General features: G+C 48.3%; 27 protein-coding genes. 5 read left to right on the top strand and 22 right to left on the bottom strand.

Annotated features, from left to right (window positions below; all coding sequences use genetic code 11):
• Positions 1-12: 12 nt before the first annotated feature.
• A complete protein-coding gene (locus EHSB41UT_RS22340) occupies positions 13-834 on the top strand; it encodes a hypothetical protein (RefSeq protein WP_087113086.1) in 822 nt (273 codons plus the stop codon).
• Here EHSB41UT_RS22340 and EHSB41UT_RS22335 read toward each other — a convergent pair.
• The 9 genes from EHSB41UT_RS22335 to EHSB41UT_RS22295 form a co-directional block, all read right to left on the bottom strand.
• Positions 831-2,177 carry a DKNYY domain-containing protein gene (locus tag EHSB41UT_RS22335; protein WP_133060630.1) on the bottom strand — a complete coding sequence of 449 codons (1,347 nt, stop codon included), beginning with the start codon at positions 2,175-2,177 and terminating at the stop codon, positions 831-833. The genes EHSB41UT_RS22340 and EHSB41UT_RS22335 overlap by 4 nt on opposite strands.
• A gap of 152 nt (positions 2,178-2,329) precedes the next feature.
• Positions 2,330-3,502: a lipase family protein gene (locus EHSB41UT_RS22330; protein ID WP_087113084.1), complete on the bottom strand. Its 1,173-nt coding sequence runs from the start codon at positions 3,500-3,502 to the stop codon at positions 2,330-2,332.
• Between the two features lie 14 nt (positions 3,503-3,516).
• Positions 3,517-3,933, bottom strand: coding sequence for a DUF6795 domain-containing protein (locus EHSB41UT_RS22325; protein WP_133060629.1), 417 nt, complete (start codon positions 3,931-3,933; stop codon positions 3,517-3,519).
• A gap of 74 nt (positions 3,934-4,007) precedes the next feature.
• Complete coding sequence (locus EHSB41UT_RS22320; protein ID WP_087113082.1) at positions 4,008-4,301, bottom strand: PAAR domain-containing protein; 294 nt, start codon at positions 4,299-4,301, stop codon at positions 4,008-4,010.
• 55 nt (positions 4,302-4,356) lie between these two features.
• Positions 4,357-4,986, bottom strand: coding sequence for a DUF6931 family protein (locus tag EHSB41UT_RS22315; protein ID WP_087113081.1), 630 nt, complete (start codon positions 4,984-4,986; stop codon positions 4,357-4,359).
• 9 nt (positions 4,987-4,995) lie between these two features.
• Positions 4,996-6,852, bottom strand: a complete 1,857-nt coding sequence (locus tag EHSB41UT_RS22310; protein WP_087113080.1) for a type VI secretion system Vgr family protein — start codon at positions 6,850-6,852, stop codon at positions 4,996-4,998.
• A 156-nt stretch (positions 6,853-7,008) separates the two neighbouring features.
• Positions 7,009-7,497, bottom strand: coding sequence for an Hcp family type VI secretion system effector (locus tag EHSB41UT_RS22305; RefSeq protein WP_087113079.1), 489 nt, complete (start codon positions 7,495-7,497; stop codon positions 7,009-7,011).
• A 314-nt stretch (positions 7,498-7,811) separates the two neighbouring features.
• The gene (locus tag EHSB41UT_RS22300; RefSeq protein ID WP_087113078.1) at positions 7,812-8,261 is read right to left on the bottom strand and encodes a lipocalin/fatty acid-binding family protein; all 450 of its coding nucleotides are present in this window, start codon (positions 8,259-8,261) and stop codon (positions 7,812-7,814) included.
• 9 nt (positions 8,262-8,270) lie between these two features.
• Positions 8,271-8,741, bottom strand: coding sequence for a DNA/RNA non-specific endonuclease (locus EHSB41UT_RS22295; protein WP_087113077.1), 471 nt, complete (start codon positions 8,739-8,741; stop codon positions 8,271-8,273).
• Between the two features lie 63 nt (positions 8,742-8,804).
• Here EHSB41UT_RS22295 and EHSB41UT_RS22290 point away from each other — a divergent pair, with 63 nt between their 5' ends.
• Positions 8,805-9,779, top strand: coding sequence for a transposase (locus EHSB41UT_RS22290; RefSeq protein WP_087113076.1), 975 nt, complete (start codon positions 8,805-8,807; stop codon positions 9,777-9,779).
• Positions 9,780-9,969: 190 nt separating this feature from the next.
• On the opposite strand, the gene EHSB41UT_RS22285 is transcribed toward EHSB41UT_RS22290, so the two are convergent.
• The 3 genes from EHSB41UT_RS22285 to EHSB41UT_RS22275 form a co-directional block, all read right to left on the bottom strand.
• Positions 9,970-10,521, bottom strand: coding sequence for an SMI1/KNR4 family protein (locus EHSB41UT_RS22285; protein ID WP_087113075.1), 552 nt, complete (start codon positions 10,519-10,521; stop codon positions 9,970-9,972).
• A gap of 269 nt (positions 10,522-10,790) precedes the next feature.
• Positions 10,791-11,276, bottom strand: coding sequence for an SMI1/KNR4 family protein (locus tag EHSB41UT_RS22280; RefSeq protein WP_133060628.1), 486 nt, complete (start codon positions 11,274-11,276; stop codon positions 10,791-10,793).
• 1 nt (position 11,277) lies between these two features.
• A complete protein-coding gene (locus EHSB41UT_RS22275; RefSeq protein WP_087113073.1) occupies positions 11,278-11,991 on the bottom strand; it encodes an HNH endonuclease in 714 nt (237 codons plus the stop codon).
• Between EHSB41UT_RS22275 and EHSB41UT_RS22270 the strand changes: the two genes are divergently transcribed.
• Complete coding sequence (locus EHSB41UT_RS22270; protein ID WP_133060627.1) at positions 11,981-12,451, top strand: hypothetical protein; 471 nt, start codon at positions 11,981-11,983, stop codon at positions 12,449-12,451. The two genes, EHSB41UT_RS22275 and EHSB41UT_RS22270, sit on opposite strands and share 11 nt — an antisense overlap.
• Before the next feature lie 9 nt (positions 12,452-12,460).
• Here the strand turns inward: EHSB41UT_RS22270 and EHSB41UT_RS22265 are convergent, their stop codons facing one another.
• The 5 genes from EHSB41UT_RS22265 to EHSB41UT_RS22245 all read right to left on the bottom strand — a co-directional run bounded on the left by EHSB41UT_RS22265 (position 12,461) and on the right by EHSB41UT_RS22245 (position 16,148).
• A complete protein-coding gene (locus tag EHSB41UT_RS22265; protein ID WP_087113071.1) occupies positions 12,461-12,913 on the bottom strand; it encodes an immunity protein YezG family protein in 453 nt (150 codons plus the stop codon).
• Between the two features lie 8 nt (positions 12,914-12,921).
• A complete protein-coding gene (locus EHSB41UT_RS22260) occupies positions 12,922-13,941 on the bottom strand; it encodes a DNA/RNA non-specific endonuclease (protein ID WP_165767375.1) in 1,020 nt (339 codons plus the stop codon).
• A gap of 74 nt (positions 13,942-14,015) precedes the next feature.
• Complete coding sequence (locus tag EHSB41UT_RS22255; protein WP_087113069.1) at positions 14,016-14,726, bottom strand: transposase; 711 nt, start codon at positions 14,724-14,726, stop codon at positions 14,016-14,018.
• A 276-nt stretch (positions 14,727-15,002) separates the two neighbouring features.
• Entirely contained in the window at positions 15,003-15,524 is a 522-nt protein-coding gene (locus tag EHSB41UT_RS22250) for a peroxiredoxin (protein WP_087113068.1), read from the bottom strand.
• Positions 15,525-15,662: 138 nt separating this feature from the next.
• Positions 15,663-16,148, bottom strand: coding sequence for a phosphatase domain-containing protein (locus tag EHSB41UT_RS22245; RefSeq protein WP_087113067.1), 486 nt, complete (start codon positions 16,146-16,148; stop codon positions 15,663-15,665).
• Between the two features lie 221 nt (positions 16,149-16,369).
• Between EHSB41UT_RS22245 and EHSB41UT_RS22240 the strand changes: the two genes are divergently transcribed.
• Complete coding sequence (locus EHSB41UT_RS22240) at positions 16,370-16,687, top strand: ArsR/SmtB family transcription factor (RefSeq protein WP_087113066.1); 318 nt, start codon at positions 16,370-16,372, stop codon at positions 16,685-16,687.
• Positions 16,688-17,106: 419 nt separating this feature from the next.
• On the opposite strand, the gene EHSB41UT_RS22230 is transcribed toward EHSB41UT_RS22240, so the two are convergent.
• From EHSB41UT_RS22230 to EHSB41UT_RS22210, 5 genes are all read right to left on the bottom strand, one after another.
• Entirely contained in the window at positions 17,107-17,397 is a 291-nt protein-coding gene (locus tag EHSB41UT_RS22230; RefSeq protein ID WP_087113065.1) for a putative quinol monooxygenase, read from the bottom strand.
• 402 nt (positions 17,398-17,799) lie between these two features.
• Positions 17,800-18,462 carry a nitroreductase family protein gene (locus EHSB41UT_RS22225; protein WP_087113064.1) on the bottom strand — a complete coding sequence of 221 codons (663 nt, stop codon included), beginning with the start codon at positions 18,460-18,462 and terminating at the stop codon, positions 17,800-17,802.
• Between the two features lie 157 nt (positions 18,463-18,619).
• Positions 18,620-20,533: an FUSC family protein gene (locus tag EHSB41UT_RS22220; protein ID WP_087113063.1), complete on the bottom strand. Its 1,914-nt coding sequence runs from the start codon at positions 20,531-20,533 to the stop codon at positions 18,620-18,622.
• A complete protein-coding gene (locus EHSB41UT_RS22215; protein WP_087113062.1) occupies positions 20,530-21,441 on the bottom strand; it encodes an efflux RND transporter periplasmic adaptor subunit in 912 nt (303 codons plus the stop codon). The genes EHSB41UT_RS22220 and EHSB41UT_RS22215 overlap by 4 nt, the downstream gene beginning before the upstream one ends.
• A gap of 12 nt (positions 21,442-21,453) precedes the next feature.
• Positions 21,454-21,657, bottom strand: a complete 204-nt coding sequence (locus EHSB41UT_RS22210; RefSeq protein ID WP_087113061.1) for a hypothetical protein — start codon at positions 21,655-21,657, stop codon at positions 21,454-21,456.
• 142 nt (positions 21,658-21,799) lie between these two features.
• Here EHSB41UT_RS22210 and EHSB41UT_RS22205 point away from each other — a divergent pair, with 142 nt between their 5' ends.
• On the top strand, positions 21,800-22,645 hold the full coding sequence (locus EHSB41UT_RS22205) for an enoyl-CoA hydratase/isomerase family protein (protein WP_087113060.1): 846 nt from the start codon (positions 21,800-21,802) through the stop codon (positions 22,643-22,645).
• Positions 22,646-22,682 lie beyond the last annotated feature (37 nt).

Raw genomic sequence — 22,682 nt, 5'->3', positions numbered from 1 at the left:
AGGCTTTTTGCCATGAGCCAGTTGCGACCTGTCCCTCTGGGAGCGCGGGTGTGCCGGTATTGCAGCCAGCCACTCGCGCCCCATATACCGGCGAATCGTGATTTCTGTGGAGAGATTGGTTGCCGTGCGGCCAGTCAGAAGGATCTGATTGCGGTTCAGGATAAACGCCGACAGGATGAAGAGAATGCCTGCCGGGCAGAAGTGCGTAAGCTGGCCATGGAGCAGGCATCCCGTGGTGGTTTTGATCCTGATGAGCTGGCAGTCTCGGTCTTACCCTATAACCCTTGGGATGTTGTTCCGGTTGCGGACGATGCACGACAGGTGCTGGTGAATCATCTCCAGTCTCTGGTGGACTCTCTCGACGATGAAGTTGCCGAAGAGGTTTATAAAGAGCCGCTGGTGGCTCCGACTGTGCCTCATCTGGGTGATCATCTTGTCGCAGGCTGTGCCACCTGCCGGGGTTTTTGTTGTCTGCAGGGGCGCAATCATCATGCCTTTCTTCAGAGAGCAACACTGAAGCGGGTGCTTAGTGAGCAGAGCATCAGTAAAGAGCAACTGATGAGCCAGTATCTTGAGCAGATCCCAGCCCAGTCCATGGAGAAGGGCTGTCTTTATCAGGGCGACGATGGTTGTCAGTTGGCGGTGGAATTACGTTCAGATATCTGCCGGGACTTTTACTGCGAAGATATGATCACCATGATGAACCGGCACGACCGCAAGCGGCCGGATCGTCATCTTCTTATTGCTACCGACAAAAACCGGGTTCGCAATGCCTCATTGGTAGAAGACAAAGCTGTAAGGTCTATCGATACTGGTGATGAGTTGTCTTTTTAATCTGGTTCACCAGTATCAAACCATTCGGATGTCTCGGCATCGATAACTGGGGCAGCTATTCGGTATTTTCCATCCTCTCCTTGTTCGGGATGCATACCTTTTTCCAAGGTAAATGTTTTGGGATCAGCATCAGCAATAACATGACCAACCCAGTAAACACTGTGATCATCTGTGCCATATCGACTGTCGCTCTCCAGTGTTTTGAAGCTTTTTATGTCAGCTCCCTGAACCATGTCGCTGCCGTAATAGAGGTGATCATTGGAAATCAGATACCAGGCATCCTTATCGTTACTGACTGTCTTGTAGTTGTGGGGGGAAGAATCTTCCAGATGGTCACCCTGTCGGTGAAAAACTTTATTTTGATAAATAAAATAGGCGTCGGAGATCCACTCCAGCTTTTTCTTTTTGATGTAGGTGATCGTGTTTGGGGATAAATTGATGGTCTGGTAGCTATATCCCGTGTATCGGCTCACATCTGAAGGGGTAAACCATAATGGGTTCAGTCCTTCAATCAGCTTGTCCCCTATGTATACATGGTTATCGTCTCGCCAGTAGTAGCTATCGATTTTTTCAGCGGATTGTGGGTCGCCAAAATCCAATGGCGTCCCTTTGTAGTAAATCCTGTTGCGATCTTTTTGAACCCAGTCATTGATGATTACGAAGGTTTCGGAGTTGGCACCAGCGACTTCATCTTGCCCATGTAAGACTGATTGGTTGTCTTTGAAAAAACCATTGGCAAGCATTTCAAAGCCATTGGCGCTGATGTTTGGGACAAGCTTGCTGCCGCGATAAACATGGTTATCTATAGACAGATAAGACGCCTCCCATTGAGAACCCAGGAAAGCGTAAGTATCACTGGCATCTGCAAAGGCTTCATCGTAATGAAAGAATGAGGATTGATCTTTTGCATAACCGCTTCCGATCACAATAAAAGAAGCTGAGTCGGCCGTTGGGATAATTTTATCGCTCAGGAAAACAGCGTTTTTATCTATTGCAAAAATGCTCTCAGACTTTGCTCCTTGTCTGGCTTCAAAGCTGGAAGCATCGGCTTTATCTATCTTGTTTCCCTGATAGTAGGCGTAGTTGTCATCCTTTGCGTAGGCATCAGAAAGTACTCGGAAAGAACTCAAATCTGCTTCAGGTATTTCACGTTCCCCCAATTCAAAAAAATTGCCGCCACTGACAAAGTAGACCTTGGTGGCGTCATGATAATACTGGTTACTGATTTTTTTGTTGAAGGCGGTTACACCGTTCGCAGAGGGTGAGTTGGCGACAGTAAATAAAATCATTCCCAGCAGTAGTGGAAGGGATGCAACTCCTAAAATAATTAACAACCACTTCACTTTTTTATGTCTCAACTTAATTTGGTTAAAAAGGAGTCTCAGCTACCAGATTAATGCAGTCATTAGCCTGATAGATGTGGTGGGGGCAATGGGCACTGCATAAGTAACGATGCCGTTCATGTTGCCAGGGTGCCAAGAGCAGCTGTGGCTATTCAGTAAACCCGTTGCATCACAAAATCCACAGCCTTCTGCACCAGTGTGCGGATATGGTTGGACATGGCCTGCAAGACATAGCGAATAAATTGCATGGTCAGGCTCTTGCCTTTCTGGATAACAATACCCAGGGCTTTAGCCATTTTCTTGATCAGGCGCATCACCCAGTTGGATGTCGCTTCTGCGGCTTTTAGGCCACGGTGCAGGGTATAAGCCAGTTGATCCAATAGCGTTGTCGCGGCCCCCAGAACCGTTTGAATGGTAATGCCAATGGCTTTCAGAACCTTGCGGATGACATAGCCAATAGCGCTGCTGAACAGCCGGATGGTATTGGCTGTCAGGCTGACAAAGCTGTCTGAGGCCAGCCATTTTTCAATGGCAGAATCTTCGACCTTGTCTTTGTAGAGGGAGTCCAGTGTCCCCCAGTCGTTAGAGCCAATAGTGTTGATGTATTGAACCATCCGGTGGTATTCCGGGTTAATGTAGTGCCCGGGACTTGGAAGGCCATAAGAGTCTTGCTCAAGCAGGTGAACAAATGGCCAGATCGGTACCATCGGGATCGGGTCGGTTTTGTGGTAGGCCCGGTAAATACCGCCACATGTCGTGTGATTCTCGAAATAGTCGGTGTACGAGAGAATACCGACTCGCGGGCAGCCAAAGGTATAAAGATTCACCTGCGCGGCTTTCTTGGTCTGCATGGCCCACTCTGCTGCCAGCGTCGCCAGGGCCCCACCAAGGCTATGGCCGATACAGTGAATGGTGCTGATTGTTTCCCTTTGCTGGGCAAAGAACGTCTCCAGCTGGGGCTTAAGGGTTTTAAAGGTATTATTAAAGCCCAGGTGAACAGCATGGTTGCTGGTGGATGAGGAGAAGCCAGCGTTCAAATCTGTAAGCACATCGTACCCGGTGGCGGTGCCCCGCAGAATAATAAAGGCATCTTTGGAGTAGGCACCTTTACCTTTGGAAACGATACCGAAGCCGGACGTCTTGTTAATAATCAAACCACCAGACTTGCCTTCCAGCTTGTTTTCTATTCCCAGATCGAAATATTGCTTGTTGCGATCCAGGGCGAGTTCGAGATCCATATTGGTTGAGGGATCGAGATTCTCGCTTTTGACCAGATAAACATCAGAAGCCATCTGGCTGGCAGCACGGGCAGGCAAGGTGGACATAGTGGTTTCCCCTGTTATTTATTCCATGTACAGCGGGTTTTTATAAGAGTGGCTCCAAACTCCTTGAGCTCTTCCTCATTGTTCAGCTCGCAAGTCAAAATGCCGGGCTCGCCGCCAAACTCATTGTTTTCTTCTTCGGAGCGTTTGATGGCATAAAAGAGACGATGCTGTTCGCCATCCACTTCCACCTGAACCAGTGTTTTGGCCACAAACTCGAGAGGCAGAACACTGCGGGTGACTGAACGCATGTAAAGAGCTGGGAGCGAGAACTCGCCAGTGGCGCTGGTGGTTGTAGCATCGTCCTTATCACCCACATTCTCCCAAACCACCTTGCGGGTGATTTTGGCATCCTTGATAGGGGCACCGTTTTGGGTGATCGTGACCTTGAGTTCAGAAGCCACACAGGCCTTACCGGCATCCAGAATTGACATGGCGTTTCCCTGTAGTGAAAAGAAAAGTGAAATGCTCAGAATGTAAAATTTCAAAGCCAGTGCTTTTGTCATAATCAACCTATCAGTACCGTCGGTGCGCCGGCCACAACCTTGCCGCCGTGGGCGGTGCTGTCGCCTAACCGGGCTGCAGGCTTTCCACAGATTAATACGCTGGTACTGCCCATGGCGATACTGTCGGGTGGGCCAACACAGACACAGGTGCTGCCAACGGTTGCTGAGGGTAGATTACAGATCAGCACGGTTGGGCCGCCAGGAACAACGACCGGGCCGCCAACATGGGGAACCGGCCCCGGGTTTACAGCCGGGCAAACATGCATATCGGTAATTCGTGCAGCGGGCATTCCCATCGGTGTCAGTCCCTTATTCGTTATTCTTGTACTGGTCAGTGTCGTCTGAGAGCGATCAGGCGGTCACGGCCTTTTGTTCCGGGCTATCCAGCAGTGGTGCCAGATCTTCATGCACCATGCCTTTGCCGCCACTGGCCAGATCAAGCCCCTGGCTGAGAAAGCGCTGGTAACGGCTGTTAATCTCATCTTCCGAGTCTGCCACTGCTGCCAGACCGATCGCACCGGATACGGCATGGGCATAAAGGTAAGGTGGTGCCGGCATAGGCGGAGCATCCTCGTTGGAGATGCTGCCCACACTCCAGAAGGCTGCGGTGGCCGCCCAGCTGTCGGGTGTCTTGTATTTGCCCAGTGCGGCCAGCTTCTCCGCCTGCTTGCGTAACTCTTCGGTCGGGTTGCGCACCCAGCTCTCTGTCACTTTCAGGGTTTGTTGACGCAGAGCTTCGGTATCCGGTGTATGGGTAAAGCGAGTCGCAAGGCAGGCCCACCAGATACCTTCCCGTTTGGGCAGGGCATGGGCCAGAAAACGGACACACTCCAGATACTGCTTTTGTTCAATCAACACCCGGATAAAGTCGCCCGGGGTCATATCCGGTTGCAGCAGATGCTCCAGATCTTCATCTAGCTCATAACGTCCGATCACCTGGGTGGCGCGGTTTGCATTGAGTTTGATCAGCTTGCTCATCATTCGCCTCCCTTAGTTGATTTTGACCAGTGCGCCTTTGACATTAGTCATCGCGCCGCCTTTCACATCCATGGTCAAACCGGCTTCGAGCTTGGTTGCCATAGAAGACTTGGACTTAATATCCATAGCCTTGATGGATATGCCACTCGGGGTCATCTTGATCACCGAGCTGCCCACCTTCAGGGTGATGCTGGTTTTAGACTCGATGGTGATGGCACCCTGCACCGTGGTTTTCTGGGTGCCTTTGGAAACGGTCTTGGTTTCATTACCCTTGGAGACGGTAATATCCCGGTTATTGGTGACGTCTATGGTCTGGTCGTTCTCTACCGTCTCGGTGTTATCGTTATGGACCAGCACATTCCAGTCTTTGCCCGCCTCGAAATAGATCTCTTCTGAACCCTTCTTGTCGTCCAGACGCATCTCGTTGAACTTGCTGCCTTCCCACTGGCTCTTCCAGCCGCTCTGGGTCTTGGAGTAGCCCGGGCCCTTGTTGTCGCTGTTATATAGCGCACCGGTGACGACCGGTCGGTCCGGATCGCCATTGAAGTATTCCACCACCACTTCCTGGTCTACCCGGGGCACGAAGTTGGCGCCCCAGTCAGCACCGGCATAAGACTGCACGACACGAATCCAGCAACTGTCCTGTTTGCTTTTCCAGGGGAACTGCACCTTGACCTGAGTGTGGGCATCGACACTGCCCTGTTCGCCTGCGGCCTGCACATCAATAACCTTGGCGGTCTGTGGAGTATGAATACGACGAAGGTTGTGATCAGGGGAGGGCGGATTGTAAACGTCGGCAGGCTGACAGCTGAATTCGTTGATATAGAAGGTGTCTTTATCGTTGCTGTCCTGCACCTGATGAAAAATGGCGGTAATCAGGTATTTGCCTTTCTCGCTGGGAATGGTGTGATCCAGCTCGAACTGGCTGCCGGCATAGAGTTCGCAGCAGGAACTGCGACCCTCGGCGGTATCAAAAGCCCCTTCATGATTAAGCATCATATTGCGGGCTTTCTGTTTGGTGTTCTTCTCAGTCAGCTTGGTGTGATTATCGGTCTTCTTTTCAAAATGAAAGCGACCATAGTATTCACGCAGCGGCTTTTCACCGGTCAGTGCCTTGGTGGTGCTGCTTTCCTTGATCTCTTTTTTCATCCACTCGGAAGCAGAGAAGGGCTGGTAATCCCGATATTCAACCTTGGCCGTATGGTACTGGTAAGAGCGTTCCCAGTGGCTGACACTGTTTTCCAGCGGATTGCTGCCGGAGCCGATATAAGGGACCGGCTTGGTCAAAGCCTGTTGATAGGCGCTGGGTTTATCAACAATACAGAATTTGTGAGCCCCTTTGCTGTGCTCAAAGTGAAAGTTGACGCCTTCCTCGGCCAGCAGCCGACAAATAAAATCGTAGTCACTCTCTTCAAACTGGGTGCAGTAACGGCGCTTGAAGTAGGTGCCCACCAGGTTTTTACTGAGTGAGACTGAGCTATAGTCTCCCAGCACTTCCTGAATGATCTGGGCAAAGTCCTTGTTTTCAAAGATGCGATTCTGGCCGCCCAAAGTAGTAAACCACAGTGCCGGCACGACCTGAGCCTGATAAAGACGTTTGCTGCCGTCCAGTGTATCCAGGGCAATAAATTTATTGATATGGCCGTGAATGAAACGGGGTTTATCTGGCGTGTTATGAATAGCCAGGGTCACGGGCTTGCCGAGTATTTTCTCCGGCGTGATGTTGTCGTCTTCCGACAGGAGGTGAAGATGGAACTCGAACAGGTCGGAAATTTTCTCGATACCGGTCAGCTCGCGCACAACCAGCGCATCCTTGCCAAGAGGCGTGTCAATGGTGACGAGGCGTTTATCCTGGATCAGGGATGACATGGCACAGAACTTCCGTGTGTAAACAAACGAAAAAACACGCGGTACTGACAGAGTGCCTGTACCGCGTGTCTGTCTTTGAACCTGCCTCCGCAGGTTCGGCCAGTATCAGGGGAGGCTCCGGCAGAGCCTCCGGGACACCGGTTTGCGGGCCGCTGCTTAGAGAGGCTCGGCAGTAGTAAGATCGTAACCGACCTTGGCGTTCTGCTTGTTCTTGTGGGTCTTGTCAGCGTGGCTGAGGTCACCAATGATCTTGGCAAAGCTCAGGGAAATGGTTTCGCTTGGCGCGCCACCGGCAGAAGCACCCACGCTGTAGGAAGAAACAATGCAGTCTTCCAGAGTGTACTGGGCGTACTTTTCAACAGACTTGGCACCGGTCTGAACGATATCGATCAGTACGGTTACACCTTCGGAACCAGTTACGGCTTCCTTGAACAGGCCACCGGAAGCTGCGTCCATAGCCTTGGTGACAGACACTTCACTCAGGGAAGGGCGGCTGGCTTCACGGTTGGACATAGCGCCCGCTTCCATGGTGATGCTGCGGCCAACGCCGAAGGAGAAGGAATCAACCTCAATCCAGCCTTCGTAACCCTTGGCGGTCACATTGCCCTGGGGCTTCTTGCTGTTGAAGTTCATGTAGATAGCCATGGTGAAGTCCTCTTTCTGGTTGTTTGAATGGCTTTTGGGTATTCAACGTTTGAATACCCAGCGGGCATTCCCGGTTGACTGAGTGAAATATAAACAGAGGCTGAGAAGGATGAGAAGGGGGGATTTCATTTTTAAAACCCACTCTGACACTATTTAATTGTTTTGTTTTTTTGTCAGGGCGTTGTTGAGGTGCTGGTGCTTTTGGATGGCTCTGGATCAGTGGTTTGAGTGAGTGGTTTTGTGTTTTTAAAAATCGTGTCAGTGGTGACTCTGACACGATTAATATTCTGCCCATATATCTTTCTATGAGTGAATTACGACTTTAACCAAGGTCGCGGAGTATTCGGAGCCAGACCATCCCATGTCTTTATCTGCAGAATGGTTTTACCATCCAGTGAACTATACTCGGGACTATTTCTATCAGTCTGGTTTAGCCAGGCAAAGTCATCATCTAATTTGAATTGAAGGTCAAACTCACCGTCAGGCAACAACTCAAAGTAAGCCTTGTTCCAGGGAATATCGGAGTCATCTTTTTGCATTGTTACATAGAGTTGTTTGAAGCATGATATGCACTCGGAACTTGCAGGGATGGACATCCTTGTGTTGTTGCTTGTATTGCCGTTCTCAAAACTTACACCAATGGTATTTCGCACATCAATATCGTATACACAAAAGAGAATTGAGGCTTTATCCCATATTTCTGGTAGGCAATCGTATAAGTTTTGCCCGAGTGTCTGGTAAATGTTTTCTATGTTTTTAGTCATGATTTATCTCTAATTCTCAAACTCTTCTCTAGGCTGAATTATCCCATCGATAGTCGAGTCAACCCATAAGGTTTTGGGCGTTTCTTGATCATCTTCATAAGCTATATTGATCTCAATGTCTACTTCTGAGGGTGGGTCAGATTCCAAGAGTACAGCCCAGTCTCTCTCCATATTATACCATTGACCATCTATCTTACGGTTTTGATTTTTCCTCCTAAGTTGAGGGATCATATTTATTTTTTCTGCAGGGCCAATAAATAATGTTGCTATAAGATGTCCACCATCGTATTGCTCAACCTTATCTTCACTTCTGGCGACGTCGGGTCCATATTTTTTTTGCCTATAAAGACTTCGATGACTCTCGTTTCGATCCTTATTACCGAGCGGTGATAATTTTAATTTACCTTTTACATTTACAACACGGCCTAAATGATCAGTCTCATATGTATAAACAGAAACAATAAAGCAATAAAAGGACACCCATTGATTTGACGTTCTTACACACTGGTCTAAATTTTCGTTACTTTATGCAGGAACGACCCTATGACCAGTGCTCGTACTACTTTGATCGATCTCCATACGACACCTTACTATCACTGTATGGCTAGGTGTGTTCGACGTGCCTATTTATGTGGAGAGGATCAACTCACAGGTGCAAGCTATGAGCATCGAAAACCGTGGGTCGTCGATAGGATAAAGCATCTGGCATCAATTTTTGCCATAGATGTGTGTGCTTACGCTGTGATGTCTAATCATTACCATACGATTTTACATATAAACACTAAGCGTGCAGAGAGCTGGAACTCAGATGAGGTTCTTCTTCGCTGGAGCCAGCTTTTTGATGGTCCATTATTAGTACAGCGATATCTTTCAGGGGGCAGCCTTGGAGAAACCGAACGGCTGCGGGTGATGGATTACGCAGAGGAGTATCGCAGTCGTTTACTTAGCTTGAGCTGGTTTATGCGCTGTCTAAATGAACACTTGGCCCGCAAAGCAAATGAAGAAGACGGGTGCAAAGGGCGATTCTGGGAGGGGCGTTTTAAAAGTCAGGCGTTGGTTGATGAGGCGGCAGTACTCTCGTGCATGGCCTATGTAGACTTAAATCCGGTAAGAGCGGGAATTGCAAAGACACCGGAAACATCTGATTTCACCTCTATTCAGGAGCGCATAGAGATTTACCATGAGAGTCAGGAGCAACCCGAACACCTAAAGCCCCTGCAGTTATCTAATACAAAAACAGGCAAGATTCCTTTTGCGCTAAGCGATTATTTCCAATTGGTAGACTGGGCTGGGCGTGCTGTGCGAGATGATAAGCGTGGGGCAATATCCAATGACTTACCCCCTATTTTACATCGGTTGGGTATAGATGCAGACGCTTGGTTACAGACTCTTCAACCAGGTAAGGCTGCCTTTGTGCATGCCATAGGAGGGGTGGGGGCTTTGCAGGAATATGCATTGAAGCTTGGCAAAAAATGGCTGCATGGTATGAGTGCGGGGAAGAGGGTCTTCGGGGTATGATTTTACTCCTGAGAATCAATGGATGTTCTTTATTCTTTATTCTTTATTCTTTTGTGTGGATAGCTTTAGGGATATGTAAATTTAATGTTTTATATATTTTAATCATGTCAGCCATTTTTATTTATGAGGTTGGGCCTGCGTGCCATATTCGGAATGATACGCAGGAATGTAATAATTGATATTGTGGCGGTTACTCTAACAATAATTTCCAAAATTCAAGGCTTCTACTTCCTGCGGATGTGCTAATTTCTTTGGCCTTTTTGTCTGGTTGATTGGATGGATCATTATCCAAGAGGCACGTCCCAAGACTACGGATAAAACTATCAAAGTTGTTTGCGATTTTTTGCAGGCTAGCTAGACCAATTTCTGCATCGAAACTATAAATAGCCTGTGTGCTTTGGTCCATAATAATTGCATACGGGTCAGAGTTGGCAATCATTATTTTTTGACTAGGGCGATCTCCATCACCCCACCATCTGGTATCGTTATACTCCATAAGTTCTTTAATGTAATCCCCACTATTAGAGAAAGCTATTGGCCCAAGTGTGAATTCATCAAGGCTGTATAGGCTGAGAAATTCTTTGAATTGATTGCTTAGTATGACATTTATAGAGCTTTCTGCCCTTTCAGTCTGCGGGACAGAGTGGGCATTTTTTAGAGTTAGGCCTGTCACCATCGGCTCTAAATGTGAAAATTCGAGGTCTAGTTTCTGTTGAATGCTTTTAATTGACAATAGCTGCATATGCGTTATCAAGTCTATTTTTTATGCCAAGGACCACCGTAGCCAACATGTGTTTTCAAGGGGCTTTAGATCATTTTGGGGTCTCTAGAGTAGCGGTTTGAATGTGTAGGGTTGTATTTTTTAAATTGCACCGCTATTGACTCTGGCACGATTTATATTCTGATGTTAATGAGCAATATTTGGATCTCCAAAGTCAGTGGAATGCTTTTATAAACAATGGAGTTAGAAGGCAGTGTGAAAAACTGCCCTAACCCTTAATGATATAATTTTTATGGCTCTATAGTAGGAGAGAGGGAGTGAAGAAAAGTTTTAAAGTCTTGAGAAACAGGTTCTATTTGTGGTTGATCTTCTGCAGATAATTCATTGATCCACAATACAATCTGTGGTGGGTTTTCGTGTTCATAATCGAAGCAAAGAAAATCCCCATTCGGTAACGCTGCAAAAGGTACTAAATATTCATTTAGTCTATCCTCAATCAAGGACCATACGACACTGATATTGAATATTTTATCGTCATGTGGCGCTGAAGAGGTATCTGAAAAATTCAAAAAACGTTCAATTGGCAAACACAGTCCGGATGATGTATGAAAAAATTTTTGGACAGGCTTGCCTCCGTGATGACTTTTTATGTGTGATAAATATATTGGATCAAATTCAAAGTTTGGAAGGTCGAGCTTTAACATTCTTTCTATGGATGCCATCTCTCTTTCAGAGAATTGATGGGCAAAAGAATGTGGTACGTATTCAATATTCAATTTATTTTACCTTTGTTTTCCATAATGCATATCCTTTATGAGGCGTGATAGCATGAACCCCTCTCTCTACAAGTTGAAACATTCCATCTTGAGGTAAGTGATCCCACAGGTATGCTTCTGGTCTCTTATAGAGGGAGTCAAGGTAATCAAAGTGTGCACCATATTTCATAGTTTTTGTTTCTGCAACATAAACTTTTTTTCCTGCGGACGCATTTTTCTTTTTATCGATGATTTCCGTAGTCCATTTGCCAAAATCTGCAATACCCTCTGAATTGACAGGAGCTTTTGGGAGTAAGCCACTCTCTTTTGCAAGATTGCGTATGCTGGAACGTGTTTTTCTGTCTAGTGTAGAAGGATCAATGCCATGCTCTAAGGCAAACTCTTCCCATTTGAATACATTGTTGCTCGACCTGGCTGCTGCATATTTGGCTGAACTTTTTTGTAATATGTCAATATTTTGGGTGTTAAACGTCTCTTCTCTAGGTTGTCTGTCATCACTAATTTGTTCAGGTTTTTTTGAGCTCTTGGGGGGATCGTTAAGTGCATGGCATCCAAACCCGATTATTTCAATATTTTCATGCCTTGCGGCGGAACCATTTTTTAATGTTTGTGATGCAGCAAGAACGGATTCTCGTGTTTCTTTTTCGTTTGATGGTGACCCTGAGTAGAAATAAAAAAGCTCACCATCCTTAATACTTTGAAGGATGCTTTCCACATCTAAAGGTGTGCCCGCTATCTCCTCAAAGAGTCAGGAGCAACCCGAACACCTAAAGCCCCTGCAGTTATCTAACACAAAAACAGGCAAGATTCCTTTTGCGCTAAGCGATTATTTCCAATTGGTAGACTGGGCTGGGCGTGCTGTGCGAGATGATAAACGTGGGGCAATATCCAATGACTTACCCCCCATTTTACATCGGTTGGGTATAGATGCAGACGCTTGGTTACAGACCCTTAAACCAGGTAAGAGTGCCTTTGTGCATGCCATAGGAGGGGTGGGGGCTTTGCAGGAATATGCAGTGAAGCTTGGCAAAAAAATGGCTGCATGGTATGAGTGTGGGGAAGAGGGTCTTCGGGGTATGATTTTACCCCTGAGAATCAATGGGGGTCCTTTCTTTTGTATTTTTGATGTTATTTTTGTTGTAGATCGTGCCAGTGATGACTCTGACACGATTTAATTGGGGGCTTTATTGTTTGATCCAAGTGCGATCGTTATCTTCAGGAAGGCCATCCCAAGTTTTTATTTTTAGGATGTCTTTGCTATTCATAGCCTTATACGATGCACTATCTCTTTCAACAGTGTTTAGCCATTGAAGATCGGGATCATATTTAAACTCTAGATCAAAACTTCCATCAGCTAAGAGGGAAAATTGTGCCTTATTCCATGGTATGTCAGACTCTGATTTTCTCATTAACTTAAAAAGGGCGTAGAAGGCCTCATCCCAGGCAATGTCTTCATCAGTGTCCTCAATATCAAAACTATGTATATCACCACCAAGAGAATAATGTTGTCGAGATTCAATAAAGTGGTCAATCTCTATAAGGATTGCTGTGAATTTAGCTTCGTCCCACTCATCAGGCAGAGCATTGTATATTGCTTGTCCAATGAATTGATATATATCATCAACTGTGTCGAACATTATGACTCCTAATTTTTACATCTAAATGAAATTGGATCGTCATTACTGACGGTGTAACTTCCACGGATGGTCTTTGGTGTATTTGCACTCTTTTCGTATGCAATTTTAATGTCCACTTCCACTGATTCTCCATCACGTATAAAGTCAGCCCAACTTTCTTCCATCTTATACCATTGTCCATCCTTCTTACGACTTTGATTTTTAACTCTTAACTGAGGAATCATATTTATTTTCTCAGCAGGCCCCATAAAAAGTGTCGCTATCAGGTGGCCTCCGTCGTACTGTTCGGTTTTTCCTTCATGTTTGGCGACTTTGGGGCCGTATTTTTGCTGCTTATGACCGCTTCTATGTGTTTTCTCTCTTGTCTTGGCTGTAAGTGGTGAAAGCTTTAGTTTTCCCTTAACGCGCACTGTTCGCTTCAAATGGTCCGTTTCGTAGGTGTAAACAATAGTGTCACTTCCGTGCTTGCAAGTAACCTTATATATCGTGTTTGGCTTAGGATCATCAAGCTCTTTGGTCCAGCTGCCTTTTTTACCAGCTGAAATAACAACTTCTTTTTTCTTGGCTTCTTCTTTCTTAGGGGATTTTTCGAGTTTTTTTGACTTCGGCTTTTCGGTAATTTTATCTATACCAAAACCTATGACTTTGTACTGGTTTTCGCCATCATAATTATCTTTCTTTATACTATTTGAGATTAAATTTTTACGTTCATCTTTTTCTTTGGATGGCGATCCTGAGTAAAAATAAAAAAGCTCACCATCCTTGATACTTTGAAGGATGTTTTCCACATCTAAAGGTGTGCCCGCTATCTCCTCAAGACTCTTGCGTTTATGGCTATCAAGGCTGTCGATAACCAGTCTGAGAATGGAACCATCTGGCTCCTCAACGGGGCTATATTGGCCGTTGGGAGGTACGGGAGGCGTGCTGGAGTTACTCAGCAGGTAGGTACACTTATCATTCCGGGCATCCGAAATAAATTTAATTTTTGTTCGCTGACTTTTATCGATTTTGGTTCTATCTAGCGCCACAGCATCAATCCATGAACAGTTCAGTGTTCTGATTTAGCGCCGGACAACCTTTCTCGACGGTATATGTTTAGTGGTCAGGAGACTTCTGCTTCCGTAACCTTTTTCTTTCTCGGCCTGCCCCGCTTCAGCGGTCTCACCCGGTGATTGGCAATCTTTTCGATCTTGTCCTTAAACGCATCCCCACCCAGCACCTGCCCCATATTTACCGTCTCGGCAATAAAGTCGATAAGGCGGCGGTCAAAGCGGTAGCGGAAGGTTTCACTGTAGGCATCACACTGTTCATCCCGGGTCTCACCCAGAGATTTAAACAGCTTATGGTCCTGAATCAGCCAGTCGATTTTCTCTCCGCAATGGTGGTGGTAACTGGACCAGGGGTAATCTTCCAGATTATCAACCAGTCCCAGATGCAGAGGACGCAGCTCAACATAGCGGTAGCAGGTTAAAAGATAGTTTTCCGAATCAATCAGACTGGACTTATAGCGCCCTTCCCAGAGTGTGCCGGAGCGTTTGTAACGATGATTCACATACTGCACATAACGCCGGCCCAATGACTGCATCATTGATGAAATGCCCTTATCGAGGCGGGGCGTTGCGATGATCTGAATAGAGTTGGGAAGAAGAACGTAGGCGTGTATTTCGACTTTGTACTGGTCTGACGCGGCTCTCAGGCTGGCCAGATAAAATTCATAATCTTCATCATCAAAGAAACAGGGCAGACGGTTGTGGCCTGTTTGAACGATGTGTTGGGGAATACCTACGATATTGATTCGTGATAACCGACCCATGGCTTTCCGTAAATCCCTTTGCCCGTAAATCCGTGTGGACAGTTTTGTAGTACTTATAAAGATTGTCACCAATCATACGTAATTACCGAGGTGCGAATCAATTGGATATCCAATTTTAAATGATGGTTTTTGTACTCGTGGAGAACTGGATATCAGTTGGCACCGGTGTCATCAGACTGTTGCTTTTGTAAGTTATTCTGGCCTGTTTTCCGGTATTGGTTCTATAGCTTTTTGACCTGCAAGCAGGCTGAGCCGGTTCCCTCCGGCCCGAAGGTGTTACAGTTTTTTCAAGTAGCTCAGCATGGTTTCCACATCGCTGACTTCAAAGGGATCATCCGGGGCATTATCTCGCTTGCCCGGTTCACAAAATATCTGCCGGATTTCCTTATCCACGACATACATCGAATAACGCCAGCTGCGAAAGCCAAAGCCGAGATTTTCCTTGTTCACCAACATGCCCATCAGGCGGGTAAAGTCGCCATTGCCATCCGGCAGCAGTTTCACGTTTTCCACATTCAATCGGCAGCCCCACTGAAACATGGTGAAGGCGTCGTTTACGCTCAGGCAGTAAACCTCATCAACACCTGTCGCTTTCAGATCATCGTATCGCTTTTCATAACCGGGCAGGTGGGTGCTGGAGCAGGTTGGAGTAAAGGCGCCGGGCAATGAGAACAGCACAATTTTTTTGCCGGCGAAGACCTCTTCAGAGCTGACATTTTGCCAGCGAAAGGGGTTCTCCCCCTCAATGGATTCATCACGTACCCGGGTTCTGAAGATCACCTGTGGGACGATAGACATAGCGGCTCCCCTGTGGTCGTTGCTGTCTAAGACAGCAAGTTTAGGAGACAGGGAATGCGAAGGAGGAGAATTACAAAGGAATATCACGCTGTCAGTTGAGGGTGCAACGGGCGCATCCTCAACACATCTCATGCGCGATCAATGGTTTTTCAGAAAGGCCAGATGCGCCGGAATTGTCAGAGCGTTAGGGCGTAAAGCCTGCACCTGGCTAATAATGCTGTCCAGATCATAGCCGGCATCACGCATCAGAATAGCTGCCAGCAGACCGGTACGGCCTGAACCTCCACGACAGTGAACAGCAATGGTATCACCGGATTTCAGCTTCTCTACCAGCGTTGTACGCGCTTTGTCGTAGGCTGCAGTAAAGTCATCTGCAGGTGCACAGTCATCTTCAATAGGCAGCTGGAACCAGTCCATACCTGCCTTGCTGACTGCATCACCCAGCATTGCCACATCCAGAGCCAACAGCTCGGTGTCAGGGAGTGCGGTCACGACTGTTGTAGCGCCAGCAGCTTTTAAGGTTGCAAGAGAGTCTTCGAGGTTGAAACCCTTGGTGCCGGGGCAAGGGGTAAATAAAAAAGTGGCACCATTATCAAGAACAAGGCGATCAAAGGGGTGGGACATAATAACTCCAGATGTGGGTATCCCATAAAGTCACAGTTTTAGATGGACTGAACGCATTCTTCAAACTGTGGGATACGTACATTTTAAGCGTCACCTCTCCTGTATATAAATATATGAATGTGCGTATATTTCTCGATGCGCAGGCGAGCCGTAATTAAGTATTGAGTTGTCAGACCGGCGGGTATATTTTCACCGCTAATTGACGATGATGGCGGTTCTAAATGGCTGAGTGTTTGAGAAACCTCGATGAATTAAGCTTTGATCTGGCAGCAGAGAAAGAGCTGGCCTATTATGCCAAGGCTTTGGCTCATCCTGCCCGGATACGGCTGCTAACCGTCCTGGCCGCTGGTGGCTGTCTGGGGTCTGATCTGGTCGAGCAGCTGGGTCTTGCTCAGTCGACTGTTTCTGAGCATCTGCGCATTCTTAGAGAAGCCGGGTTTGTTCATGCCGAAGTACAGCATCCGCGCACCTGTTTTAGTCTGAAGCCGGAAGCTGTTGCCAGAGCGCGAGAGCTTCTGGCTCTTATGCTGGAGCAGTAAGTCGCTTTCTTCATGGTAGTTTTGCTAAGCCCCTGTTAGAACAGGGGCTTTGTTTAGTGTTTGACGGCACAGGTTCTTGTGGAGATGGTTCAAAACCATTGCCACGGTGGTATTCAAACCAGGCCATATTGCTGCGGGGGAACTCTCGTTTTAGTACCTGTCTGGCCTGTTTTTTTATGTGGGCTGCATTTCCATGATAGGACGTATTGGCAAAGCCATATTCGCGGAGATGGAAATGATCTGGTGTCAGACAGGTAATCTGAAACCCCCGATCTTTTTTATAGGTTTTGAAGTGGATTGACTCTCCCGGCTTGAGTAGAGAGAGCTGTCTGTCCACAGTTGGCAGAACCTTTGACAGGTGAAGCATGGCGTAGCCTTATGCGCTGGTGAATGCACTCAAGGTCAGGCGTGTGAGAGGGTTATTCAATTTTGGTCATTTCGTGCAGCGTAAAATTTTCCAGCGCATCCTTGGTCACTTCCATAAACCGGTGTAGCTGTGGATTGTCCATATGGGCCTGCCAAAGATCTCTGGTCAGCCAGGTTTCATAAAATAAAAAATGGCCGGGGTCTTGATGATCCTGATGCAGGTCGTATTGCAAACATCCTTCCTCGGCGCGAGTCGGTGCAATCAGCTTCAGTAATTCTTCTTTGACGAAATCAATCTGGTTCTCACGGGCAAAAATATTGGCGACGATGGTGAGGTTAGCCATAAACGGAGCTTCCTGAGATCACAATGGCATCAGATTAGTTCACTCCCTCGACCTTGGCTCTTTAACTGCCGCCGGAAAAAAGAAAGCCCTGCCGGTATGACCTGGCAGGGCTTTCATTTCTGTCAATGATTAGGGTCTGTTGACGTTTTGTGATGCGGCTCAGTGAGACTGGAAGCCGCTCATCGTTAGAAAGGCTTGTGAAAATCGTAGTTGCCCTACATTAAGCAAGCCTGACGTAGCGAGGGGCGGCTTCCAGCCTCACCCGAAGGGCTTTCCCGAGAGCTTCCATGGCGTCGTTCCAGCGATTTGAAAGACGACCAGTATTCCTGTATCGCTGCGCCTAGCCCTGAAAACTCTCGGGAAAGCTGAGCGCAATCACAAAACGTCAACAGACCCTAGGGCTTAGATAACCGTGACAACCTCTTCCAGTGCGAGACGCGCCTTTGGCTTGCCATAGTTGTAGTCTTCGCTTTCCAGCGGGTAGCCCATAGCCAGGGCGACCTCACAAACATAACCGCCCAGCTCATCCTTGAATTGCTCTGCAATCATCTCAGGGTCTACGCCTTCCATCGGAGTGGAGTGGATGCCCAGCCGAGCCAGTGTGTGCATGATGTTACCCAGGGCAATATACACCTGAGCTTTGGTCCAGTGACCATTGAAGCCGCTTTCATCGGTATTGGCTTCTGCGAAGGTATAGGCACCGTTGTAAAAGTCGTCGTACATCTCAGATGGCAGATGGCCGGAGCTGACTTCGGCATCAACAACCTTTCGGTAGTGGTCTTCTTTCGTGTAGTACGGGTTATAGGCCAGCAGCAGTGTATGGGATGCCTCTTTGGCATGGGGCTGGTTAAACTGATGCTTGTTTGCATAGGTATCGTGCAGGCGCTGCTTGGCCTCATCACTTGCCACAATAATAAACTTCCATGGCTGGGAGTTTATTGAAGAAGGTGACAGCCGCAGGGCTTCCTTGATGATAGCCAGATCGTCATCAGAGATACGCTTGTTGGCATCATATTTTTTGGTGGTATATCGGGTGTTCAGATCGGTGATGATTTGCTTAGGCATACTACTCTCCGCCGCAATAAAGAATGAAAGCGACTGCTATCCGGGAATGAAACTGCGGGTGAGAGTAACACGTTGTTTTTGTTAGATTGATTCCTGTTTTCGGTAATCAGTTTCAATGAAAATTTGATAATCCTATACGTTATGACCCATGACCGAATCAGCTGTCATCATGGTCCAAACCGGGATTGGAAAAACGATGGTGTCGCCGAACCGCACCAGCAAGGATCATTAAATCCAGCGTCAGTTCGGTCTTTCTGTTGCTGTAAAGCTCCCAGGCCCGATCAAACAAAGCATCCATTGTGGCCTGCCGCGCAGCACCTTCTGCCGTTGCTACAGCAGAGGGGTTGGGCAGGTGCAGGTGATCAACCAGATAAGTGATCTGTTGCTGGACGTCTTTGTAGAGCTGTCGGGTCTGTTCGCAGACGCCGGGGGCATTAGAAAGACCCTGTAATTTCAGGTTAAAGCTACCCATACCGGTGGCAGTATCCATCCAATTGAGAATCGCATCCTGCTCATCGGGATAGAGGGTCAGCATTTCGTTGTTCAGTGGCATGACCTGACGGCGAAACTCTGCAGGAGATATACGAATATGTCCGCTCATGGTTTTGTTTAGCAGAAGCGCAAGAGCATGCACGTAATCCTGGCTCAGTCTCACCCGGTCCGGGTTGCCCACGATTTCAATACAGAGGCATCCCAGAATCATGCCACTTAACAACGCCACCGTATTGCTGAGAAACACTTCGGGCTGGTAAACCGGCGGGCTTGAGATAGGCATGAGCAAAGGAAAAAGCAGCATGCACAGCATACTGATAAGGCTGGTGGGTTTACGGTAGAAATTCCAGATCGTCAGTGCCTGCACCGGCAGCGATAACAGGAAAAATGGCCAGAAGCTATCGATCTGAATGACCAGCAGATACTGAATAGCAAAGACCGTGGCAAAGGTGATTGCCATGGCTATCAGAACAGACACTAAAGGAATCTTTGGGGCACGGGCAAGAATGCGGGCCATGGTTATCAACACACTGCCAACCACAACCAGAGGGCCGCTCTGTGCTTCGGTGATAATCCAGACTGCAAAGCCCAGACAAAGAGCCAGTACTGCCGTCAGGCTTCGATAGAGCGTATAACGGTAATTACGCAGATCCAGCAGCAGATTGTGATCTGCAACAGCCGGTGATTGTCGCAGGGCATCCGGGCTGCTGAGTAGATCAATAGTGGCTTGAAGATGAGCATCCAGTCGCTGGTATTTCTCGGTGATTGCATCTCTGGCCACCATGGCTTTCTGTGGGTGTGACTGACTCCGAAGCAGAACCCGGCGCAGCATGACAAAGGCACCCATCTGGCCTAATACCCGGTCAACTGTCTCCTGCAGTGTGCCGGATATGCGCTGGATACGGTGATCTATAAAGGCTGTGTAATAACGCTGCTGATCAGCATCCAGCATGGCTTTACTGAGCTCACTATGCAGGGCAACAAAAGACTTGCTGTTGTCCGGTTGCGGGTTGTTCGCCAGAGCAGCCATCTGGCCCAGCAGTGTGCGAAGCGTGATAAATGATTGGGTCAGTTGACTCTGGCTGCTGTTTGGCCAGATCAGATAGCTGCTGATCAGCAGGGCGATCACCCCCAGGCAGATCTCGCTGATCCGGTTCAGGGTGTAGTAGCCAATGTTGTAGATATCGGTATTGGTCAGGCAGAAGGTCACCACCAGAAGACAGGTAATGCCACCCAGAAATCCACCATACCCCGCCATCCCCTGATACCGACTGGTAAACGACGCAGATAGTAATATCACCAAAGCCAGAGAACCTATCAGCAGACCTGGGTGCTCATAGAAAGTGATGATGATAAAAGCACCAGTAAGACCTCCGAGAACGGTTCCGGCAATACGGGCCAGGGACTTTACATAAGTGGAACCTATCTCAACCTTCAAGCCAAGGAAGGCGATGGTCAGCAGAGCCCAGCTGGGATTGGGCAGATCCAGATAGAAAATGGCGGCGATGGCCAGCAGCTCAGCAAGCAATGCCCGAAAATAGATGGTCAGGTGCGGGTAATAGCTTGCAGGGACAATCATGGGCAGTTATCGACAGGCTGGACGACAATGGCTGCTGTTCTCCCGGCGATCAATTTCTGTTGGGGTGGGTGCTCTCTGAAATCAACCCGCACCGGAATGCGCTGGGCCAGCCGAACCCAGGGAAAGGTCTGTTGTACATCAGCAAGTAGTTGGCTGCTGGTGTTCTGGTTGGTATCGGCAATGCCTCTGCCCACACTTGTTACCTCACCGGTGTAGCTTTCGTCCTCCCCCAGAAAAGTAATAGTGGCTTTAGCGCCAGGGCAAACCCCTTGCAGACGGGTTTCCTGAAAATAACCAACGACAAAGTATCGGGCGCTGTTGATAAACGCGAGTATGGGATGACCGGCTTCCAGCCAGGAGCCGACCCGTAGGTCCATATTGGTCACATATCCATCAAATGGGGCGATGACGTGGGTTCGCTTCAGGTTTAACTCGGCCATGGACAGCGCAGCCTCAGCCGTTTGGACGGCAGCCTGCTGGGCTTTCCAGTAGAGGTTGGCATTGCTGCGGGCTTCAACACTGACCAGATTCACAGGCATGTTATCCAGTCGTTTGGCTTCCAGCTGCAATTGCTCCTGTTTGATTCGCTCCTCAGCCAGTGTTGATTGCTGCTTTGAAAGGGCCAGCCGGTAATCACTGGGATCTATTTCCAGAATCACACCACCGGCGGGCACAAAACCGTTGTCGGCTATATGGATCTGCACAATATTGCCGGATACCTGTGCAGCGATTTCGGCAATCTCAGCCCGAAGCCTGCCATCACGGGTCCAGGGTGCGACCAGATAGGTCTGCCACAAATACCAGATACACAACACAACCAGAATCACCAGTGCCAGACTCGACACTTTTGGAAGCCAGGCTGCCAGTTTTGATGACGGTGGTGTTGGAGAGGAGGGGGAGTCAGCCATGGGCGGGTTTCTTCAAAGCCGGGTCAGAAGAAAGCAGACCAGCGTTATGCAGAGTATCAGTGAGCCGACTTCTACCAGCCCCTGATGCCAGAACCACTTTTCCAGAGGAAGGTGAAGGTAGCCATACCGCAACAGAAACCACAGCAGTGCTCCATAGACGGCAACACGAAAAAAGGCTGGGAAAGCCAGTGAGCCAAACCACACCCAGTCGGCCATAAACGTCAGCCGCAGTTAGAAGACTGGCACCAAGGTTAGCAGGTGATTATCAATGAAATCGAAAATCTGAATTTTGAACAGAGTCGGGGCTGCTTATCTATTGTTGAGGCTGTATTTCTGTCAGCCATTGAGACCCACGACGATGTACTACGAAAACTTCCAGACCTTTACCGTTGACGTTAAAAATGCCGTAGCCTGGGTTACCTTCGACTTTCCTCCGGTCAATGTGCAGGGGCAGCAAATGTTGGCGGATCTCAATGCGCTGGCCTTCCGGCTGGAGAACGATCGGGGCGTGAAAGTGGTGGTGTTCCAGTCAGCCAACCCGGATATTTGGGTCTGCCACTACGATACAGACCTTTTGAAGGAGATGCCGACCGAAGCTATCGCCCGCAACGAAGCGAAAGTGCTGGATTTACAGGCGGTCTGTGAACGGGTCAGCAAGGTGCCACAGGCCACCATTGCCAAACTGGAAGGTATGGCGCGCGGAGGTGGTCATGAATTTGCCCTGGCCTGCGACATGCGTTTTGCCGCTCGCGGCAAGTACAAGATGATGCAGATGGAAGTCGCCATGGGGATTCTACCTTGCGGTGGCGGTGCTTCCCGTATGGCACGGCAGGCCGGTCTTGGCCGGGCGCTGGAAATCTGTTTAAGCGCCCGGGATTTTGATGCCGATGAAGCAGCAGCCTATGGAACCATTAATAAGGCCCTGGACCCGGATGAGATCGGGCCTTATGTGGAGAAACTGGCCAACCGGATTGCCCGGTGGCCGGCAGAATCCATTAATGCCACCAAGCGTATGGTTTATGAATCGATTGATCAGCCGATTGAAGAGGCCTTGAAAGCCGAGGCTTACTGGTTGTATCAGGCGACCAGCCACACGCCGGCAGTTAAACGCTTCCAGTGGGCAGACGACAACGGTGCCCAGTTCTCGCTGGATAACCAGAAGAACTGGGAGCAGCTTGTGCTGGATGTGCAGGATGTAAACTGAGCTCTGGTCATATACAGCTGAAAGCCAGTTCTCTGCC

This window comes from Parendozoicomonas haliclonae, assembly GCF_900174585.1.
Classification (GTDB): domain Bacteria; phylum Pseudomonadota; class Gammaproteobacteria; order Pseudomonadales; family Endozoicomonadaceae; genus Sansalvadorimonas; species Sansalvadorimonas haliclonae.
This window is presented reverse-complemented; position numbering and strand designations above follow the sequence as displayed.